Below are 19798 nucleotides of genomic sequence, written 5' to 3'. Positions count from 1 at the left end.
TTCGGTCCCTATCTGTAGTGGGCGTTAGATATTTGAGGGGACCTGTCCTTAGTACGAGAGGACCGGGATGGACGAGCCTCTGGTGGACCTGTTGTGGCGCCAGCTGCAGCGCAGGGTAGCTACGCTCGGATGAGATAAGCGCTGAAAGCATCTAAGTGCGAAACTCACCCCAAGATGAGATATCTTTCAAGGGCCGTGGGAGACGACCACGTCGATAGGCGGCAGGTGTAAAGCTGGAGACAGCACAGCCGAGCCGTACTAATTGCCCGGAGGCTTCCGCGCCCCAAAGCGCGTACCCTGGTGACCCTTCTCTCGACCCAATATGACAAACGAACGTCCCCACATCATTAGCAGTAGAGATACTGAAAGATAATGGTGGCTATGTCGCGGGTGTCCACCTCTTCCCATTCCGAACAGAGAAGTTAAGCCCCGCCGAGCCGATGGTACTGCGGTCACACGCGGGAGAGTAGGTAGCCGCCAACCCCATCCTCAGACCCCGCCCGCGCAAGCAGGCGGGGTCTTCTGCGTTAAAGCGAACGGGCAGGAAGGCCGTGTCAAATACCGCCGACCGCCTCCCCGGCTCCTGGATGGGAAAGGGAGCCGTGGCAGCGGCTTCCCCCAGGGCCGTAGGTAACGGGAAACAGGGGAATGGGGAATGTGTCCTCCCCCGCTGGAAACACCACCCCGAAAGCAGCGGGGCCTCTTGCTCCATGTGGCAGCAGCGAGAGGCTCTGCTTATCTTATATAAGAGATATATGACATTCTTATAAATAGAAAGGGCCGCGATATTAATCGCGGCCCTTTCTATTTATAAGAATAAGTTAATTTCATTTAACTGCCACCAGCAATTACTTTCAACAATTGGTCAAACTTAATGTATCGTTCAGCGGTCTCTTTTATTTTCTCAGATGTCATATCATTGAATTCCTTAACAAGTGTATGATAATGATTTGGGGATAAATGTAGGAATACAGTTGACTTATAACGGTCCACTTGATCAAACAAGGTAGCCTCATCAGAAACAAACTTGCCGCTCAGATGCTTTTTCACCGTATGTAATTCCTCATCTGTGACAGACTCAACTATTAGGCGCTTTAACTCCTTCTCAATTTCAAATAACGTTTCGGCAGTTTTATCGCCTTTGACTTCTGTGCCTATCGTGAAGGTAGTACTGTTTTCTTTCGTAGAAAGAGAAGAATATATCCCATAAGTATATCCCTTTTCTTCACGAATGTTCTTCATGAGCCTGGAACCAAAGTATCCACCCAATAGATGCGTTGTGAAATACAAGGCAGGAAAATCAGGATGATGAGGTGCTACCACTTCACTGCCTACTCTTATGGCCGCCTGCATTTGGTTCTTCGTTTGAACATGCTTTAAGTCAGGAAGCGATGGAGTAGCCGTAAATGTTAATGTATTATGGATAGGTTCTCCCGTTGCGGAAGAGGATAGAGTTTTTAAAAAGTAATTTCTTGCTTCTAACGAAAATTCACCGGCTATGAAAACTTCTGCTTCTTGGATTCTGTACTGAGTGGCATGGAAGGCTTTTATATCCTCCTGCGTGACAGAGTTTATCTCCTCTTCTGTGATTAAGGTAGTATACGGGTGGGAAGGACCGTATAATTGCAAGGAATAAGCTTCTGACGCCAGGTACCCATTCTTTTGTTTATCTACAGACAATGTCTGGATTAACCGCTGCTTTAAAAGGGCCAGTTCTTGTTCTAAGAAAGCAGGTTCATGTATTACCTCAAAAAAGAGAGGCAACAAGTCTGGTAAGAACTTTGACAAGCAGTACAAGGTAACCGTAGATCTATCAAATCCATGCGATACATCTAAGGTAGCGCCATAGAAATCAGCAGTTTCAGCAATCTGTTTGGCTGTTCTATGGGTTGTGCCTTCTAGCAGCATTTTGGCTGTTAAAGAAGCCAACGCAGGTCTCGTTTGATACCACTTACCCGCCTTAAACACAAATTCAACCCGTATGATGGGTTGAATTGTAGAATGTGCAATATGTACTCTCGCACCAGATAGGGTAGTAATTACTTCTGGTACCAATATGGGAATATCAGCAGCATCTTGGATGGAAGGGGCTACCGTTCTATTTAAACTCATATGGAATATTATTGCCCGTCAAATTTGAAGTGTAGAGAAAATCTTAGCGTTTGGGCTAATGGGTTGTTCTGGTCGCTGGGAATTAGGTATGCCGCATCTACCCCGAACTGTTGATAGCGTAGTCCTAAACCCATTGTCAGATATTTTCTTCCACCTTTCAACTCATTCTCATAGAAGTATCCAGCGCGGGCTGCAAAGGTATTATCATACCAATATTCTAAGCCGCTGGATAAGGTGATTTCTTTAAACTCTTCGCTAGCACCTCCTGGAGCGTCGTTAAAGGATTTAAAGATACCGGCAAAGACGTTAGTCTGGTCGTTAGAAGAAGCATCATCTGGAGCCGAGTAAGGAACCAGTAGCTTGTTTCCATCAATGGCCAGGGTAATTTTATTGTAAGGATCTAGCTCCATGGTCAAGGCTGTTCCAAGACGCAGGTTAGTTGGTAAAAAGTCCTTTCTGCCAGCCGTACTATAAGAAATCTTAGCGCCCATGTTAGAGATGTTGCCACCTAGGGCTAGATTCACGTTCTTGCTTCCTATGTTGAGGTCTCTGGTATAATAGATGCCAAGATCTACAGCAGCCGAGTTACCCGGCTGTGACTCATAGTTTCCGCTGGGATTTACCACGTTGGTGTTACCGGCAAGGTTAGAACGAATGTATCTGGCGCCAACACCTAAGCTCAAATTCTCACTCAACTTTTGACCATAAGAAACATTGACCGCATATTCCTTCGGGTTGAAGGGCTGTTGGTCAGTTCCGGTCTGGGAGAAAATGATCTCGCCTAAGTCAAAGTACATTAAAGACACCGCAATAGAAGAGTTAGGCGTCAATCTCTTGTGCCCTGATAAGTAAGCAAGGTACATGTCAGAAACAACCTTTTTCAACCAAGGGGTATAGGACAGAGACGCCTCAAAGTCAGATTCTATAAATCCTAACTTGGCCGGGTTCCAATAAGTACTGTTGGCATCTGGTGAGGTGGCTACCCCAACATCTCCCATGGCTGCGGCCCGGGCATCTGGGGCTATCAATAAGATAGGAACGGCCGTAGTGATAGGCCTGTAATCTTGAATATTTTGACCAATGGAGTTTTGGGCAAACGTAGACAGACCGGTGGCGGCCATTAACAGAAAGCAGATGAAAATAGACCTGGTCGTTGTACGGTTCATGTGGTATGGGTTGATGTATGGCGTAGACGGTTATTTAAGTAAAACCAGTTTCTCAAACTTAGAGGTAGAGGATCCGTCCTGCTTAGAACGGACATTCACTTTATAAATATATACTCCTTTCGCTAATAAACCATTATAATCATCTCTGCCATCCCAGGTAAGATCAGAAAAATGGCTGCTTCCATTACTGGTACCACGAAGCGTTTTCACTAAAGTACCTGATACGGTAAATATTTGAATAAGTATATCTAATTCCTGACCACTTCGGTTATGGTCAAAGTGGAAAGTAGTCTTATCAAGAAACGGATTGGGAATATTGAAAACGTGATCTAACGCCAACTTCTCAGTAGAAGCTACAATGAACTCTATACGTGCTACAGCAGAATTGTTATGCGTATCCCAGGCTTTCAATTGCAAAGTATGCGGGCCCGCAGCCAGATTTTTAAGCGTGTACCGTACTTTCCCGGATTGATAGCTGTCAATGTCTGCCGTGTAGAAATCATTCAAGACCAATGGATCAGAAGCTTTGTCATCCAGAATAGCGGTGATCTCATGCCCAATACCCGCGCCAGCGGTGTTAATGCCGTTGTCATCAGACAAATGGGCCAGGAGCACTGCCTCACTTGCCGTAGTACCTCCAGATACAAAAGAGGCATCGTTCATGTACAGTTGAATCTGCGGTATCGCGTTATCTGCCGTAACGCTACCATCGGCCCCACCCACGGGTATGGATGCAGCCCCGTTTCCATCTGTAGCCGCAGAGAGCGCATAAAAGTGGATGCTGCCCAACCCAACCTGGTAGTTAATGTCCTTAGGAACCACAAACGTAATTGTGAACAAGCCATTCTGCACACTGACTACCCCGTCATAGAGAAGATTGTCTTTAACCGATATCTTCCTAACAGGGTCCTGATCGCCTAGGGTAGACACCGTAGAAGGTTTATCATACACAGAGACATGCACCTTTCCCTGAAACCCAGAAACCACCTGCTGCTGAGCGTCTGTCACCTGGCCTTTAAGCACCACCTTAGATAAGGCGTGCAGGGTGTCTGAAGCGGAGGCAGAAACTGGCTTGCCGTTCACCTCAGTGGCAGACACCTGCAATTGAGGGTAGGCCAGCGTCATAGATGGGTCTCCTAACAGCGCAAAGTTGCGATTGTTAACCTGGTGTAAACTATTGTTCTTGGTATAGCGCAGCAAGTAGCCTAAGGTGGGCATGGCCCCAGAGGGCAGGGGAGTGAAAGCCGCCTGAAAAAAGCTTGAGTTCAATTTTCGGTTCCCGTCTGAGTACACCGGCCGGGTAGTAGTCAATAAGCCAACCGCTCCTCCCGCAGGATGCAACAGCGCCGTCTCTGCGCCAGAATTTCTTCTGGGGTCATCATAGCGGCCAATCTCACACGTTGCAGTTAACAGGAAAGTAAGTTTGTCTGGGTTCTTCCAGGCTAGAATTTCATTGATGGTGAGAATCTGCTCATCTGCTAAACTCACCTCGTTGCCATGGCCGGTATAATTCACTAGCAAGGCACCTTTCTCAATGGCATCCTGCAGCGCTTTGTTGGTAGCCGGAGACCGCTTGCCGTTGGGCACGGAAATCTGAGGATACAAATCCAGGTACAGCTTCTCAGAGAGATAGGCAGGATGGTTGGTCTCCATGTACCTGGACAAGTTCTCTGCGTCTCCCAAGTGTTCATTTACCTCACCGTCATCCGCTAGAAAGACCAGTCTATTGCGCCAGTTGCCTCTGCTAGCGTCACTCTCATAGGTTAGAATCTTGTTGACCAACAAGTCTGCTTCGGCAGAGGTTTTGGCCGGAAGCCTGCCAATGCCAATGTCCAGCATTTCCTGGGTAGAGAAATTCTTCTCAGACCATTCACCCTCGTGGGCATCCAACAACCCAAAATAGTCATCAGAAGAATAGGAATACACCGGGTGCAGAGACTCTCTGGACTGGTAAATGGGAACATATTGGGCCGAAGAAGCAATCCTGAATTTTGGGTCATACGAGGCATCGCCTAACAGCAGCAGGTTCAACTGCTGTTCGCCCTGTTTCTGGCTGCGGTCATACAACATCTTCATGAAATCCCTGATAGCCGTCCAATCCCGCTGGCCCGAGGCGAACTCTTCAAACACCTGCGGCAAAGACACTACTTCTACCTGCAGGCTGTTTCGGTTCCTGCGATAGTCGGCTAGGCGCTGGGCCTGGGGCAGAAAAGCAGGCGGTGCCAGAATGATTAGGTCCAGGCTGCCGTCCACATTCAGGCTGTGGAGGTTTTGATTGGCTACTTTTCCTAAGAAAGCAGGAGTTGCAAAACTGTTGCCGTTGAACAAGACAAACTCCCGCAGTTCAGTGCTGTTGGCAGAAAACTGGGCCACTCCGTTGCCTACTGCCAGTAGTTGTTGCACGGGTTCTGTGGGGTTGGTCACGTCCCAGACCAGAGCGGTGGCGGGCAGGTTGCCAATCTGGTAAGTAGTAACCGGTTGTTGCAGACTGGCCAGAGACCGGAAGGAGGTACTGGTGCCAAACAGCTTTAACTGACGTTGCGCGAACAAGGAAAAGTAGTTGAGGTACCCAACCGCCGATGAGCTTCTGCCCGGCTGAAAAACATAAGAAACCGCCAGGTCTGTAGAGGAAGGAATATTAGATAAGTTCTGGGCGAAGATTTTGTTGCTGTTGAAGCCCGCCTCATGGTACGGGTCACCGGCGTCATAGCCCTGTACCACATGTTCTCCCAGCAAGGCCCCGTTCAAAGAGACTTTAAAAGAAGATGCCTCCGGAGAGCTGCCTAGCACCCCCGAAGCCAGCACCACAGAACTCCCCGGTACCAGGTCTGACGCCGAAAAAGTAAACGGACTCTGTTGGGTAAACGCATTGAATTCCTCGCCGTACCACTCCCTTCCAGACTGGATCATGTTCTTGCTGTCAACCTCATGGTGCCAGCGCTCATCAAAGCTACTCACCACCGGAAAAGAACCAGATAAGGAGGCTCTGGCAGTGACACGCTTGCCCTCTGCCGGACCAATGGTGAGGTAATAGTAGGTGGTATCTGAGAACAGGTTCTTAGAATGTATAAATGGAGCAGCCCCAGACGCATCTACCGCCCAGGTATGAGGTCCCTGTCCATAAAACAAGAGATAGTCATTGGCGTCAAAAGTACCATCCTGCTGACCTTCTACCCACACGGCGTTCTCCGTCAGATCCTCGACCCGGGGAGCGCTGTTGGCTTGCGGTAACATGCCGCCGCCGTTCCCAAACAACCTAAGAAGCCTGGGATTGAGGTTCTGCACGTTCACGCCCATGCTTTGCAACACGGCGCGGTCCAGTTTGTACATGCCCGTGGCCGGCACCCCAATCTTATACCAGTCACCAGAACTTAGAACAGAGCGGGTCACATGGCTTCTGAGAGGCAGAGGTGCAGTACCGGTTTTTCTGCTGGCCGGGGCGGCAACGCCACCGCTACGGTACCGGTAACTGAAGGACACCAACCTCTCTGCGGCACCGGTCTGCGGGTTCAGCCTGTACGGCTGAAAAGAAACGGTGCTGAAGGTTTGTCTATTAGACGTGCCGGTGCTAATCTGGGGCGTAATCTCCGTTTTTAGGCTGTTTTCGGGAAAAGAGGCCAAAAACGATTGGGGAAGAGGCGCAAACTCCAGATGGGTGAATTCTATGGAAGAGACGGCCGCGCCGGGAATGGTAAAAACATAAAAAGGAAGCGCTCCCGGTTGGCTGTAGGAGGCTTCCTCAAAAGTGGGTGGAACAGAACCAGGTTTGCCCGCGGCACCAGAAACCGACTGGTTACGCCAGGTGATGGTGCGGGTAGTCTCCTGTTGGGCAAAAACAGCCGCAGCAGAGAACACCCAAAGGCAAAAGCCTAGCAGTAGGTTTCTAAACAGGTGCATGTACGCGGGGTAAAGGTATTCACTCCGCAACACAGCCCATATAGCATAGGTTCAGCCAGATAGGGGCGCTTGGCAACAGAACGGTCTGCTTAGTTTGCTGTGAGGCGGTAAGAAAATGACTCCATGACCATGTTGGCCAACAGCTTCTTGCAGGCCTCTTCCACTTTCTGGGCGGCAGCGGCCTCGTCCTGTGCTTCTAGCTGCAGTTTAATGTGTTTGCCAATGCGCACATCAGACACTTGCTCCAGTCCTAAATGCTCCAGGCCCAGCATTACGGCTTTTCCCTGAGGGTCTAACAATTCAGCGTGGGGCATGATGTCAATTTCGGCGGTGAATTTCATATGGCAGAAGGTTTAATAAGGGATAACAAGATATAAAGCGCCACCAGCAGCGGAACCGCGGTAAAGTTAAGCCAAGCCAGCAACACTATGGTCAAAATCATGAAGATAAAGCGTATCTGGTTCCCCTCCCACTTCAGGTTCTTGAACTTAAGCGCAAACAGCGGCAGCTCAGAGATAAGCAGGAAAGAAAACAGCACTGTAATGCCCAGCAAGAACCAAGGATTGAGGATGATGGGCGTGAGGCCGTAGGTGTCAAAAGCCAGAATCAAGGGGAAGCTCACAATGAGCATGGTGGTGGTAGGCGTGGGCACGCCAATGAAAGAATCCGTCTGGCGGGTGTCCAGGTTGAATTTGGCCAGGCGCAGGGCAGAGAACACCGTCAAGATAAAGCCCGCAAACGGCAGCAACGTGTCTATGGTAAGTCCAAAGTATCCTTGCTGCACACTTTCCTCCAACAATTTGAACATGACCATGCCCGGCACTACGCCAAAAGAAACCATGTCGGCTAGGGAGTCCAGCTGCTTGCCAATCTCTGAGTGCACGTGCAGAATACGCGCCACCATGCCATCCCAGAAGTCAAAGAAGACGGCCAGGGCCACCAGGTACGCGGCGCCCACCAGTTGCCCCTGAAAAACAAACGTAATGGCCAGGCAGCCGCACAGCAGGTTAAGACAGGTGATAAAGTTAGGAAGATGTTTTTTCATGTGATGACAGGCTGATGGTCTTCGTTTTTGGCTTGTTTTCCGGGAATTAGGTCAAAAACGGATTATGCTTCTTCTCCTCGCCAATGGTGGTGGAAGGGCCGTGGCCCGGGTGCACCGTTACAGTGTCTGGCAGGGTGAACAATTTTGTCTTTATACTTTGGATGAGGGTGGCATGGTTGCCGCCCGGCAAATCTGTTCGGCCAATGCTGCGCTGGAAGAGCACGTCGCCGCCAATCACGTTCTGGGAATCTTTGTGGTAGAAGACCACGTGCCCGGGGGCGTGGCCCGGCGTGAAGATCACCTCCAGCTTCGTCTCGCCAAACGTCACGGTTTCGCCTTCCTTTAAGAACTTCTCCGGTAGTTGCTCGGCGTACATCGGGAAACCGTAGGCAGCGGCATACGTGGGCACGGCACGCAAAACGGCCAAGTCATCTTCATGAATCTCCAACGGCACGCCATAGGTGTCTGCCACAAATTTGTTGCCTAGTACATGGTCAATGTGGCAATGGGTGTTGAGCAGGCGCACCACTTTCAATCCCTGGGTCTCAATAAAGTCCTTCAGTTGTTTTTCTTCCTGGGCATTGGAACAGCCTGGGTCAATGATCACGCACTCTTTGGTGACGTCATACAGCACGTAGGTATTCTCAGAGAAGGGATTAAACGGAAAGCTCTTAATTTGCATGACAGAAGGTGCGTGTGCACATTTTGAAAGGGCTAAGTTACAGAATTCAGCGGCACAAGCCGTACCTTGGCATATGATTTATGATTACTTGGTAGTTGGCCACGGGCTGGCCGGCGCGATTTTGACCTGTTTTCTGGAAAAGAACGCAAAAACGGTCCTGGTATTGGATGTGAACAAACCCAACGCCGCCTCCCGCGTGGCCGCCGGCCTCATCAACCCCGTGGCGGGCAAGCGCTTCGCCAAAAGCTGGCAGGTAGACGCATTTCTACCCCAGGCCAAACAGTTCTACCAAGAGCAGTCAGAGGTATTCCAGACGCCGTTCTTCCACCAGAAACCCATCTTAAAACTCTTCTCCACACCAGAAGAACAGAACACCTGGATGGGAAAATCCACCGAGGCCATCTGGGATGATTACATTGAAGCCACCCACCTGCAACTGCCGCCCTCAGAAGACGTGCACCAGGAACTGGGCGGCCTGCTCATCAAGCAGGGAGGTTACGTGGAGTTGCGCAAGTTCCTGCATCTGCGCGAAGAAGCCCTTGCCCAGCGCAACGCCATCAGGCGCGAAGCCTTTGATTTCTCGCAACTAGAGCTGCTGCCAGACGGCGTTCAATACCAGGACGTGCAGGCTAGAAAAATCATCTTCTGCGAGGGAGCCGGCGCGGTCAAAAATCCGTACTTTAACTGGTTGCCCTTTTCCTTGAACAAAGGCGAGATCCTGGACATTTCTGTAAAAGGATTTAACGCGCCCTATATCTATAACAAGGCAGTTTACGTTGTTCCTTTAGGCGAAGAAAAGTACCGTATTGGGGCCACGTATAACTGGCGTGATTTAGAGGAAGTTACCACGCTTGAAGGACGCCAGGAACTGGAAGCCAAAACAAAGGATATTATAAAGAAACCTTTGCAGGTCACAATGCAGTATGTAGGGGTACGGCCCGCCGTGCGCGACCGTAAGCCTTTGATGGGCCTGCACCCAGAACTGCCGCAGCTGGCGGTGTTCAACGGCATGGGCTCTAAAGGCGTGTTGATGGCTCCCTTGTTGGCGCAGCAGTTGATGGCCCATGTAGAAGGGCAGGAGCCGCTTTGGAAGGAGGTAGACATTGCCCGGTATTTTCCTTTATATTTAGCATCTAAGTCAACCATATGAGTCAACTCTATACGCGCTTTGGTCTTATCTGTCAGGTATGCCTTCTGCTCTGGGGAATGGGGAATGCGTTCACCGCCCAGGCGCAGGCCACCAGCCCAGATGATTTCGGGAAGAACCGCATCCAGTACAAGCGGTTTGCCTGGCAGTATTACAGCACGCCCAATTTCAATGTGTACTACGCGCAGGGCGGCGTGGAACTGGCACGGCATGCGGCAGAGCATTCAGAGAAAGAACTCAAGCGCATCACCTCGCTCATTGGCTATTATCCCTACTCCAAGATCACGCTCATCGTCTATAACTCCGTTGCAGACTTAAAGCAGAGCAACATTGGCCTGGTAGATGATCCCTACAAAGGCGGCAACGACGGTATGTTCGTGCAGACCAAGATTGAGATTCCGTTTGAAGGCTCACAGGCCGAGCTGAAGCGCCAGATCAGCTACCGCATCTCAGAACTGCTCATCTCAGACATGATGTACGGCGGCAGCCTGAAGGAAGTCATTCAGAGCAACTACCTCTTGCGCCTGCCAGACTGGTTTGTGTCTGGTGCCGCAGCGTATATTTCTGAAGGCTGGGGCGTGGAGATGGACAACTACGTGCGTGACATGATCCTGAAAACCGGCGGCAAGCGCCCAGATCCCTTGTTTGCCCGCAACCAGCGCCTGACCGGCCAGGCCATATGGAACTACATCACCGAACGCCACGGCCCGGCCGCCATCCAGAACATCCTCAACCTCACCCGCATCACCAGAGACATTGAGATTGGCATTGCCAGCAGTTTGAACATGCCGTTCAAGCAGTTTGAGAAGAACTGGTTCAGCTACTACCTGCAAATGAACACCTTCACTGAAGGACAACTGACCACCGCTGACAAGGACCACCGCCTCCGGAAAATCAACGCCCGCCATTACCAGTTTTCAGAGCCGGTATACAGCCCCAGCGGCAAGCAGCTGGCCTATGTATTATATGACCGCGGCGCCTACAAAGTGATTGTGCGCAACTTAGACCGCGGCAGCCAGAAAGTCATTTACCGCGGAGGATTCAAAGTGCCCAACCAGCAGACAGACCGTTCTGTGCCCATTCTGGCCTGGAAGTCTGAAACCATCCTGGGTATCTCAGATTACCGCAAAGGCGTCTTAAAACTGCACCAGCAGGCCGCCAACAAACGCTACTTCAGCTCTATTCAATCCATTAAGCGCTTGCTGGGTGGTGGCAAGAATGAGATCAGCCTGAATGCGTACAGCCAGATGACCGGTTTTGACTATTCAGACGATGGGCAGATGCTGGTCATGAGCGCCGTGAAGAACAACCAGTCAGACTTGTTCCTTTTCAGAGGAAACCGCCTGTCGCAGCAACTCACCAATGACGTGTATGATGACCTGCAGCCGTCCTTCGTGCCGGGTGGCAGTGGCAAAATAGTGTTCAGTTCTAACCGCATGGCAGACTCGCTGCAGGCGGCCCGAGGCAAGTTTGCCAGCACCAACAACAACTTTGACATTTTCCTGTATGACCCAACGGCCACCTTGCAGCGCTTCTGGCAGCTGAGCTCCACGCCTTCTAAAGAAGAAATGCCCAAAGGGATTTCTCCTGAAGAACTGGTATATGTAGGGGAGGAATCCGGAGTCAGATCCTTGTATAGGCATAACATGAGCACCGGCGTTATTAACCGGGTCACCAACTTTGCGCAGAACATCAAGAGCTTTGACTACCACGCGGGTACCGGCAACCTGGCGTTTGTGGCCATTGACCGCAGCAAGGAATATCCGTTCCTGTACCAGAGCCAGCCCTTGGCGCCCGTGAGCAACCCAGAATTTAAAACCGGCCGCCAGCAGACCTTAGAAGGACATTTGCAGCGCAGAGCCCAACTAGAGGCAGACCGCTTGTACGCCAAGGCAGTGGCAGATTCTCTGGAGGTCTTGAAAGCCCCGGATTCTACCTTGGTCAGAACAGACTCCACTTTGGCAAGGACGGACTCAATGACTACGCCTCCCAAGGCGGCACCAGCCAAACCAAGAACCATTCTGGCCATGGGCGCGGCAGACACCCTGAGCCTGACCCGGTCCCGGGCGTATGACTTGCGCTTTGGCGTGAACAACATCATTTCTTCTGTGTACGCAGACCCGCTGCTGGGCTTCGGGTTTGTGATGGAAGTGGGCATGGCAGACCTTTTTGAAGACTACCGCATAAGAGGCGGCGTGTTTGCGCTCACAGATTTAAAGACCACCAACTTCTACGCAGAGTATTCCAACCTCAAGAACCGTTATGATTACCGCATAGGCTACCAGAAGCAAAGCGTGTACATGAACGACCGGCCGTTCCGCCGCTTGTCTAAGCATGAGGTGCTGCCGGCGTTCAGTTATCCATTGACGCATGCGCTTAGCGTGAAAGTGCTGCCGCGGTACTCCAACGTCAGGTTCTCCATCATTGAAAACTTCTCCATTCCAGACGCGGTCATAGATTTTGGCGGCATTGGCGGCGAGATCGTGTTTGACAACTCAGTGGTGACGGGCATGAACATGCGCGAAGGCACCCGCATGAAAGTGGGCGTGACCCGCATGTACGGCCTGGGCAACAAGAGCCAAGGGTTTGGCAAGTTCTATGTTGATCTTCGGCATTATCAGAAAATCCATAAGGAACTGGTGTGGGCCAACCGCCTCAGCTACGGGCACTCGTTTGGGCCCTCTCCTAAGAAATTCTTGCTGGGCGGGGTAGACAACTGGCTCAATGCACAAGATGACACCACCGTCATTGACAATACCACCACCCTGGAAACGTACGCGCCCAACTTCTTCTACCTGGACTTTGCCACGCCTATGCGCGGGTTCAACTACAACGCCCGCAACGGCACCCGGTACGTCCTCTGGAACACAGAACTGCGCCTGCCCATCTTCCAGTATTTGTTTGAAGGCCCTATTAACTCGGGCTTCTTCCGGAACCTGCAGTTAGCCGGGTTCTTTGATGCCGGTACCGCTTATAACTCGGGCAATCCGTTCAGTGAGGACAACTCTGTGAACACCCAGCCCGTGCCGCGTCCGCCGTTTGAGGTAGTGGTGCGCAACTTCAGAAACCCGTTCATGTTTGGCTACGGTGGCGGCGTGAGAACCACGTTGTTAGGCGTGTACGGCCGGTTTGACATTGCCTGGGGCGAGAAAGACCTGGTGCGCGAAGGACCCAAGCTGTACTTCTCCATGGGCTATGACTTCTAAATCCGTTTTTGGCCTGTTTTCCAGAAAACAGGCCAAAAACGCCTAAAAGCAGAACGGCTTCTCTATTGGATAGAGAAGCCGTTCTGCTTTATAAGGTATCTGTTTACTTATGCTTTCACCGTTTGTAACAAGGCCTCAAACATCAGTCTGCCGTCGGTGTTATTCAACTCAGCATCTACGGCTCTTTCTGGGTGCGGCATCATGCCAAACACGTTCTTGCCCGCGTTAGAAACACCCGCAATGTTGTGGGCGCTGCCGTTGCAGTTGGTGTCTTCAGTGACTTTTCCGTTGGCATCACAGTACCGGAACATGATCTGCCCGTTGTCCTGCATTTGCTGCAAGGTGTCTGCATCTGCATGGAAACGACCTTCGCCGTGCGCAATTGGAATTTTATAGGCTTTGCCCGGCTCCAGGAGCGAAGTAGGCAACAGGTCTGTGTTCTCTGGCGTGATGTACACGTTCTGGCAGATGAACTTCTGGCTGGTGTTGCGCAGCAAAGCACCGGGCAGCAGACCCGCCTCCGTCAATATCTGGAAGCCGTTGCAAATGCCCCACACGTAGCCGCCGCCATTGGCAAACTTCACCACTTCTTGCATGATAGGCGAGAAACGGGCAATAGCGCCTGAGCGCAGGTAGTCTCCGTAAGAGAAGCCGCCCGGGAGCACAATCAGGTCACAGTTCTGCAGGTCATGGTCTTTGTGCCACAGCCGTACAACTTCCTGCTCCGTGGTATGGCGCAGCGCATCAATTACATCTTGGTCACAGTTGGACCCCGGGAAAACGACAACTCCAAATTTCATGGCTCAAAGATAAAGAAAATACTACGCCAGAACAGCCAGAATGCAGGCAATGTTCACCAGCTACCATATCAACGAAGGAATATCATATTTTTTGTACTTTTACCTATTAAATACTTTTTCCAGAAGAGGTTATGTTACAATCCATGACAGGGTTTGGGTCCGCGCAGTTGGAGACCGAATCATTTACCGTTTGCGTAGAAATAAAATCCCTCAACTCCAAGTCCATGGACCTGAGCGTGCGCCTGCCGCGCAGCCTGTCAGACAAGGAGCTGGAGATTAGGAATATCATTGCCAAGAGCCTGGTGCGCGGCAAGGTGAACCTTTCCATTGAAGTGTCCAGAAACAGAGCCGCCGCCGGCCGCAACCGCATCAACACTGAACTTTTGCAGACCTATTATAAAGAGTTGGAAGCCGCCGCTACGGCCGTAGGCGCCTCTTCGCCGGACTTGTTCAGGCTGGCCCTGCAAATGCCCGAGGTCCTACAAGCCGATGCCGTTGAAGACAAAACCGAAGACCTCAACTGGGAACAGGTAACGCCTTTGTTGCTAGAAGCCATAGACCGCTTAAACGTTTTCAGGGCAGATGAAGGCAAGGCCCTCACCAATGAGATCATCTCCTACATTGACCGCATCAGAATCCTGTTGGCCGAGGTGGAGAAGCATGATCCCAGCCGCGTAGAGCAGATCAAGACCCGCATACAAGGCCACATGCAAGACCTTAGCTCTTCTGAGGCGTTCAACCAGAACCGCTTTGAGCAGGAGATGATCTACTACATTGAGAAGCTGGACATTGCCGAGGAGAAGGTGCGCCTGGTCAACCACTTGCATTATTTCACAGAGACGGTGTACCTGCCGGAACCAACTGGCAAGAAACTGGCTTTCATCTCGCAGGAGATAGGCCGTGAAATCAATACCATCGGGTCTAAAGCCAATGATTCTACCATCCAGCATTTGGTGGTGGAGATGAAAGAAGAACTGGAGAAGATCAAAGAGCAGCTCAACAACATTCTGTAATTCTCTGTTTTTGCCCTGATTCCTGAAAAATAGCCTAAAAACGCCTGCCCCTGTATGCTTAATAAAGTAATGGTCTTTGTCTGCCTCTGGGGCTTGACCGTGACCGCCGCCTTTGCCCAGTCCAGAGCCTGCGGCACCATGGAATACGTGCAGCAGCTGGAGAAAAACCGGCCCGGCCTGCGCGCGCAATTGCAACAGCAGGCCAGAAACGTAAACAGGCTGGACTACAAACTTCTGGACGGCAAGCCCGTGTTGGGGCAGGTGGTGAGTATTCCGGTGGTGGTGCACGTGGTGTACAACACGGCTGCGCAGAACATCACAGAGGCCCAGATCCAGTCCCAGCTTGCCGTTTTAAACAAAGACTTCAGACGCCTCAATGCTGATGCCAGCAAAACGCCCTCCATGTTCCAGGGCGTGGCCGCCGATGCCGAGATAGAGTTCTGCCTGGCCAAACAGGACCCGGACGGAGAGCCCACCAACGGCATTACCCGCACCTCTACCACCGTTAAAAAATTTGGGGGCCTCACAGACTCCATGAAGTTTGACGGCCTGGGCGGCAAGAGCGCCTGGGACAGCAAAAAGTACCTGAACATATGGGTGGTGAATTTTGACAACGATGCCAATATTCTGGGCTTCGCGCAGTTCCCCAACTCTGGTCCTGCGGCCACAGACGGCGTAGTGATTGACTTCCAGTCCTTCGGGACTACGGGCACCGTCCTGAGGCCGTACAACCTGGGCCGCACCACCACGCATGAAGTTGGCCACTGGCTCAACCTGTTCCATATCTGGGGCGATGAAAGCTGCGGCGATGATGCCGTTTCAGACACGCCCACCCAGGAAGAAGAAAACAACGGTTGCCCCACGTTTCCCAAGGCCAGTTGCAGCAACACCAGTGACATGTTCATGAACTACATGGACTACACAGATGATATCTGCATGAACCTGTTCACCCAGGGCCAGAAAACGGTCATGCAGTCCATGTTCAATTCGTATAGAAGCGGTTTGTTGTCGTCTAAAGGTTGTGTGGCTCCGGAAGTGCCTGCTCTGGATGGTGCCTTGCTGGGCTTTAAAGTGCCTAGCGGTACGTTGTGCACCAACACCCTGGCACCGGTTGTGTATTTGCGCAACCGTGGTTCGGGGGCGTTGACCAACGTGCAGTTTCAGATCAAGGTAGACAATGAGGTGGCCCAGACCTTCACCTGGACAGGCAACCTGGGTTCTTTTCAGACGCAGGAAGTTACCTTGCCCACCCAGCAGGTAGCCTCAGGGCCACATGTAGTCACGGTCACCATTCTTGCCAGCAACGGCCAGACCCTGGATGGAAACCCCTCCAACAACACTGCCACCGTTTCCTTACAAGTACAAGGAAGTGCGCTGCCCTTGCGGGAAGGTTTTGAAAGTGCCACGTTCCCGCCCGCCGGTTGGAGCATCAACAACGTGCAGCAAGACCTTACCTGGCAACAGACCACCAAGGCCGCTTTCTCAGGAACCAACTCGGTGTTTATGCAAAACATTGAATACCCGGCCAACGGACCTGTAGATGAACTGGTAATGCCAGCCCTGGACTTAACTTCGCGTAGCGCACCCAGACTGACCTTCCAACTGGCGTATTCCCTGCTTTCCAGCTCGGGCTATTCAGATACGCTGGAGGTGCAGATTTCCACGGATTGCGGCAAGACGTTCCAGCAAGTGTACAAGAAGTTTGGGCGGGCTTTGACTACGGTCTCGCCTTACTACCGCGAGGAGGAGTTTGTACCCACTGGTGCGGCCCAATGGCGCCTGGAAAGCATTGACCTTTCTGCGTACGCCACCGTCAAAACCGCCATCATCAAGTTCAGGCACACCACAGACTATGAGAACAACCTTTACCTGGATGATGTGAAAGTAGACGGCAACGCCCTGGGCACCGCCGAAGAAAGAATTCTGCAAGCTGTGCAGGTGGCTCCTAATCCTACCTCGGGCGTGGTACAAATCACCTCGCCGGAAGTAGCCATTACGGCTGTGCAGGTGCTGGACGCGCTGGGCAAAGAAATTCAAACCATCCAAGTCTCCAGAACTGCCAAAGGCCAGGCCTTGCAAGTGAATTTGGGTGGCCTGTCTAACGGAGTATACTTGCTGCGCTTAACCTCAGAGAAGGGCGTGACCGTGCGCCGGGTGGTATTGGCCAAGTAAGAAAGTAGTTATACATACCGTCGCCCCGTTTTTGGTCTGTTTTCTGTAAAACAGGCCAAAAACGGGGCGACGGTATTTTGGTACCATTCGCTTTTTGGGCAGAACTTGTAATCAGATCATTGGTGATAACACCAACAAGGGAGATGGAGTAGGTAATGTTGAGGTGCGTTGATTTTCTTGATGGAAGAGAAGTCAAAAGGGAAAGGAAGTCAGATTAGAAATCTAAAACAATCCTTGCTCTTGTTGAAGTTATCATGAGCAAGCAAAACCACTTCTCAACCCAAACTGCCTGCAAAACCTTGATAAGAAGACAGGCATCAACCTCAACAGGAAACACCCGCCCTAGAAGATTCATGATTCACCTATCGTTTTTGGCCTGTTTCCCAGAAAACAAGCCAAAAACGATAGGTACTTTAAAAAAGTACTACAGCGCTTTGAAGAATGCCTGAATCAAGCCCATCACTTCTTTGAACTTAGTCAAGGGCAGAGTACCGGCGGTGTCTTTGGGATGGTGATATTCAGTGGTGGTACCGCCCAGGGTGTAGAAGAAGAAGGAGGGTACGCCTTTCTTAGAAAAGAAGTAATGATCTGAATTGGAAGCCTTTCCACGTACTTTTAACGCCGGCAAAAATTGGTGCTGTTGGTTGAGTTGCTGCAGCAGACTGAACTGTTGGGGATAGACGCTGCCGTTCACTACCATCATGCCTTCCTCGCCGGTGCTCATCAGGTCCAGGTTCAGAAGCATCTTGATGTTGGCGAGCGGGAAAAGTGGGTGCTCAGTATAGTACTCAGAACCTACCAGACCAGCTTCCTCCGCCGCGAAGGCCATAAACGCCACCGAGTACGGCAGACGGTTCTGGGGCTGGGCGTAATGCCGGGCCAGTTCTAAGAGCATGGCCGTGCCGCTGGCGTTGTCATGCGCCCCCGGAAACAACACGTCTTTGCCTATGCGGCCCACATGGTCATAATGCGCGGTCACTACCAGGAAAGAGTCTGGCTTACTGGTGCCGGGCACAAACCCAATTACGTTCTGGCTACGGTAGTTTTTCTCCAGGTGCGCATCTACGGCAAATTCTATTTGTTTGGCTTGAGCGGGCCAGGATTTCTCCAGCACTTCCAACACGGGCACCGGGTATTGGAAACTCCGTACGGTGGCCATCACCTTGGGGCCGGTTTGCAGAACAATGACCGCGGCGGCTTTTTGTAACTGCTTTTTAAACGGCTCCGGGAGGTTCATCAAATCCTGGAAATGACGCTGCCGTACCACCAAGACTTGTTTGCGCAGGTTCTGGCCTAAGAACGTCTGCGCCTCGTCGGGGTCTTTTAACAGGAGCGTGTCTATGCGGTATACAAATCCTTTTCCCTGGCCGGCGGCAGAGGCGGCATGTGCCAGGAAATCAACGCCGGGCGTCAGGGCTTTGCCGTCAATCTTCAGGCTTAACTGATTGTCCAGGATGTTGACGGGCAGCGTGAAGTGCTGTAGATAGGAACCCGCAAACGGCTGTAGGCCAAGGCTGGTATATTGTTGCTGGAGGTAGTGGGCGGCCAGGCTGTCTCCCTTAAAGGCGTAGCCTCTGCCATGCAGCTCCGGCGAGGCCAGATGGGCAATGGTCTGCCGCACGCGCTGCATTTCCTGGCCCAGGGCCGGCAATGTGATGAGTGCGAGAAGAACGTAAAGAATCCTATTCATAAACAGCAAGATACGCATTTTCCGTTTTTGGCCTGTTTTCTGGGAAATAGCCTAAAAACGACGGCTCAGCCACCAGAAGCTCAGCCCAAAAAGACCACCCACAGCGTTACTGATGGCGTCTACGGCGCTGGTCATCCGCCCGAAGGGCATGGCCCCCTGCAGGAATTCTACGCCCACGCCAAAGCAAACCACCAACAAGAAGGCCAGAAAAATGGTGCCAGAAGTAAGAGTAACGGAGGGGTCTTTGTGCAAGGCCCAGAGCAAGAGAACCAGCTGGGTGCCAAACAGGATGGCGTGGACCAAAGAATCAAAGGTGAGAAAGTCCCATTGCGGGGCAGGAGGGAGCGCGTTGGCGGGCAGCAGCGTCCCAATCAGGATCACCACTGCCCACCCCAGCGCAGGTGCATAATAATGGCTACGCACCCAGGTTTGTCATTAAGCGCCTACCAGTTCTTTGTACGCAGAAGCAGAAAGTAATTCTGCCACTTCACCGGCGTTGTCAACAGACATCTTGATCATCCAGCCGTCACCGTACGCATCAGAGTTTACCAGTTCTGGGTTGCCGTCCAGTTTGTCGTTGATTTCCAACACCTGGCCGCTCAAGGGGCTGAACAGGTCAGAAACGGTTTTCACGGCTTCAACGGTACCAAACACTTCGTCCTTGGCTACGTTTTTGTCCAGCGTGTCAATGTCTACATACACAATGTCACCCAGCTCACGCTGCGCGAAATCTGTGATGCCCACGTAGGCTACATCGCCTTCAATTCTAATCCACTCGTGGTCTTTGGTGTATTTTAGCTCCTCTGGAAAGTTCATGTGGTATGTGATTAAGTTTGCTTCAAAAATACATTCTTTTTTGGCTTTGCGG

General features: G+C 51.5%; 14 protein-coding genes and 2 rRNA genes (1 of these 16 only partly in view). 6 read left to right on the top strand and 10 right to left on the bottom strand.

The features are described from left to right. A 23S ribosomal RNA gene (locus tag GU926_RS09770) occupies window positions 1-282 on the top strand; it begins 2612 nt to the left of the window's first position. Between the two features lie 89 nt (window positions 283-371). Then, window positions 372-483, top strand: a 5S ribosomal RNA gene (gene rrf / locus GU926_RS09765). Between the two features lie 348 nt (window positions 484-831). Here the strand turns inward: rrf and GU926_RS09760 are convergent. The 6 genes from GU926_RS09760 to GU926_RS09735 all read right to left on the bottom strand — a co-directional run bounded on the left by GU926_RS09760 (window position 832) and on the right by GU926_RS09735 (window position 8902). Then, the gene (locus GU926_RS09760) at window positions 832-2112 is read right to left on the bottom strand and encodes a M16 family metallopeptidase (RefSeq protein WP_160691368.1); all 1281 of its coding nucleotides are present in this window, start codon (window positions 2110-2112) and stop codon (window positions 832-834) included. A gap of 8 nt (window positions 2113-2120) precedes the next feature. Further along, complete coding sequence (gene porV / locus GU926_RS09755; RefSeq protein WP_160691366.1) at window positions 2121-3278, bottom strand: type IX secretion system outer membrane channel protein PorV; 1158 nt, start codon at window positions 3276-3278, stop codon at window positions 2121-2123. A 30-nt stretch (window positions 3279-3308) separates the two neighbouring features. Beyond that, on the bottom strand, window positions 3309-7175 hold the full coding sequence (porU, locus tag GU926_RS09750) for a type IX secretion system sortase PorU (protein WP_160691364.1): 3867 nt from the start codon (window positions 7173-7175) through the stop codon (window positions 3309-3311). An 89-nt stretch (window positions 7176-7264) separates the two neighbouring features. Further along, on the bottom strand, window positions 7265-7516 hold the full coding sequence (purS, locus tag GU926_RS09745; protein WP_160691362.1) for a phosphoribosylformylglycinamidine synthase subunit PurS: 252 nt from the start codon (window positions 7514-7516) through the stop codon (window positions 7265-7267). Further along, complete coding sequence (gene pssA, locus GU926_RS09740) at window positions 7513-8220, bottom strand: CDP-diacylglycerol--serine O-phosphatidyltransferase (RefSeq protein ID WP_160691360.1); 708 nt, start codon at window positions 8218-8220, stop codon at window positions 7513-7515. The genes purS and pssA overlap by 4 nt, the downstream gene beginning before the upstream one ends. Window positions 8221-8266: 46 nt before the next feature. Then, complete coding sequence (locus GU926_RS09735) at window positions 8267-8902, bottom strand: MBL fold metallo-hydrolase (protein WP_160691358.1); 636 nt, start codon at window positions 8900-8902, stop codon at window positions 8267-8269. Window positions 8903-8975: 73 nt separating this feature from the next. Here GU926_RS09735 and GU926_RS09730 point away from each other — a divergent pair, with 73 nt between their 5' ends. Together GU926_RS09730 and GU926_RS09725 are read left to right on the top strand one after the other, a co-directional pair. Continuing rightward, window positions 8976-10052 carry an NAD(P)/FAD-dependent oxidoreductase gene (locus GU926_RS09730; protein WP_160691356.1) on the top strand — a complete coding sequence of 359 codons (1077 nt, stop codon included), beginning with the start codon at window positions 8976-8978 and terminating at the stop codon, window positions 10050-10052. Continuing rightward, window positions 10049-13255: a hypothetical protein gene (locus tag GU926_RS09725; protein ID WP_160691354.1), complete on the top strand. Its 3207-nt coding sequence runs from the start codon at window positions 10049-10051 to the stop codon at window positions 13253-13255. Before GU926_RS09730 ends, GU926_RS09725 begins: the two co-directional genes overlap by 4 nt. A gap of 107 nt (window positions 13256-13362) precedes the next feature. Here GU926_RS09725 and purQ read toward each other — a convergent pair whose 3' ends face one another. Then, entirely contained in the window at window positions 13363-14055 is a 693-nt protein-coding gene (gene purQ / locus GU926_RS09720) for a phosphoribosylformylglycinamidine synthase subunit PurQ (protein WP_160691352.1), read from the bottom strand. 131 nt (window positions 14056-14186) lie between these two features. Here purQ and GU926_RS09715 point away from each other — a divergent pair, with 131 nt between their 5' ends. Together GU926_RS09715 and GU926_RS09710 are read left to right on the top strand one after the other, a co-directional pair. After that, a complete protein-coding gene (locus GU926_RS09715; protein ID WP_160691350.1) occupies window positions 14187-15068 on the top strand; it encodes a YicC/YloC family endoribonuclease in 882 nt (293 codons plus the stop codon). A 54-nt stretch (window positions 15069-15122) separates the two neighbouring features. Further along, entirely contained in the window at window positions 15123-17240 is a 2118-nt protein-coding gene (locus GU926_RS09710; protein ID WP_160691348.1) for a T9SS-dependent choice-of-anchor J family protein, read from the top strand. 424 nt (window positions 17241-17664) lie between these two features. Here GU926_RS09710 and GU926_RS09705 read toward each other — a convergent pair whose 3' ends face one another. From GU926_RS09705 to gcvH, 3 genes are read right to left on the bottom strand one after another with little or no spacing between them, the layout of a single operon-like run. Beyond that, the gene (locus GU926_RS09705) at window positions 17665-18930 is read right to left on the bottom strand and encodes a M28 family metallopeptidase (protein WP_160691346.1); all 1266 of its coding nucleotides are present in this window, start codon (window positions 18928-18930) and stop codon (window positions 17665-17667) included. 51 nt (window positions 18931-18981) lie between these two features. Next, window positions 18982-19353 (bottom strand): VanZ family protein, encoded by a 372-nt coding sequence (locus tag GU926_RS09700; protein WP_160691344.1) that lies wholly within the window; start codon window positions 19351-19353, stop codon window positions 18982-18984. Between the two features lie 12 nt (window positions 19354-19365). Further along, window positions 19366-19746, bottom strand: a complete 381-nt coding sequence (gcvH, locus tag GU926_RS09695) for a glycine cleavage system protein GcvH (protein WP_160691342.1) — start codon at window positions 19744-19746, stop codon at window positions 19366-19368. Window positions 19747-19798 lie beyond the last annotated feature (52 nt).

Source organism: Nibribacter ruber, assembly GCF_009913235.1.
GTDB lineage: Bacteria > Bacteroidota > Bacteroidia > Cytophagales > Hymenobacteraceae > Nibribacter > Nibribacter ruber.
This window is presented reverse-complemented; position numbering and strand designations above follow the sequence as displayed.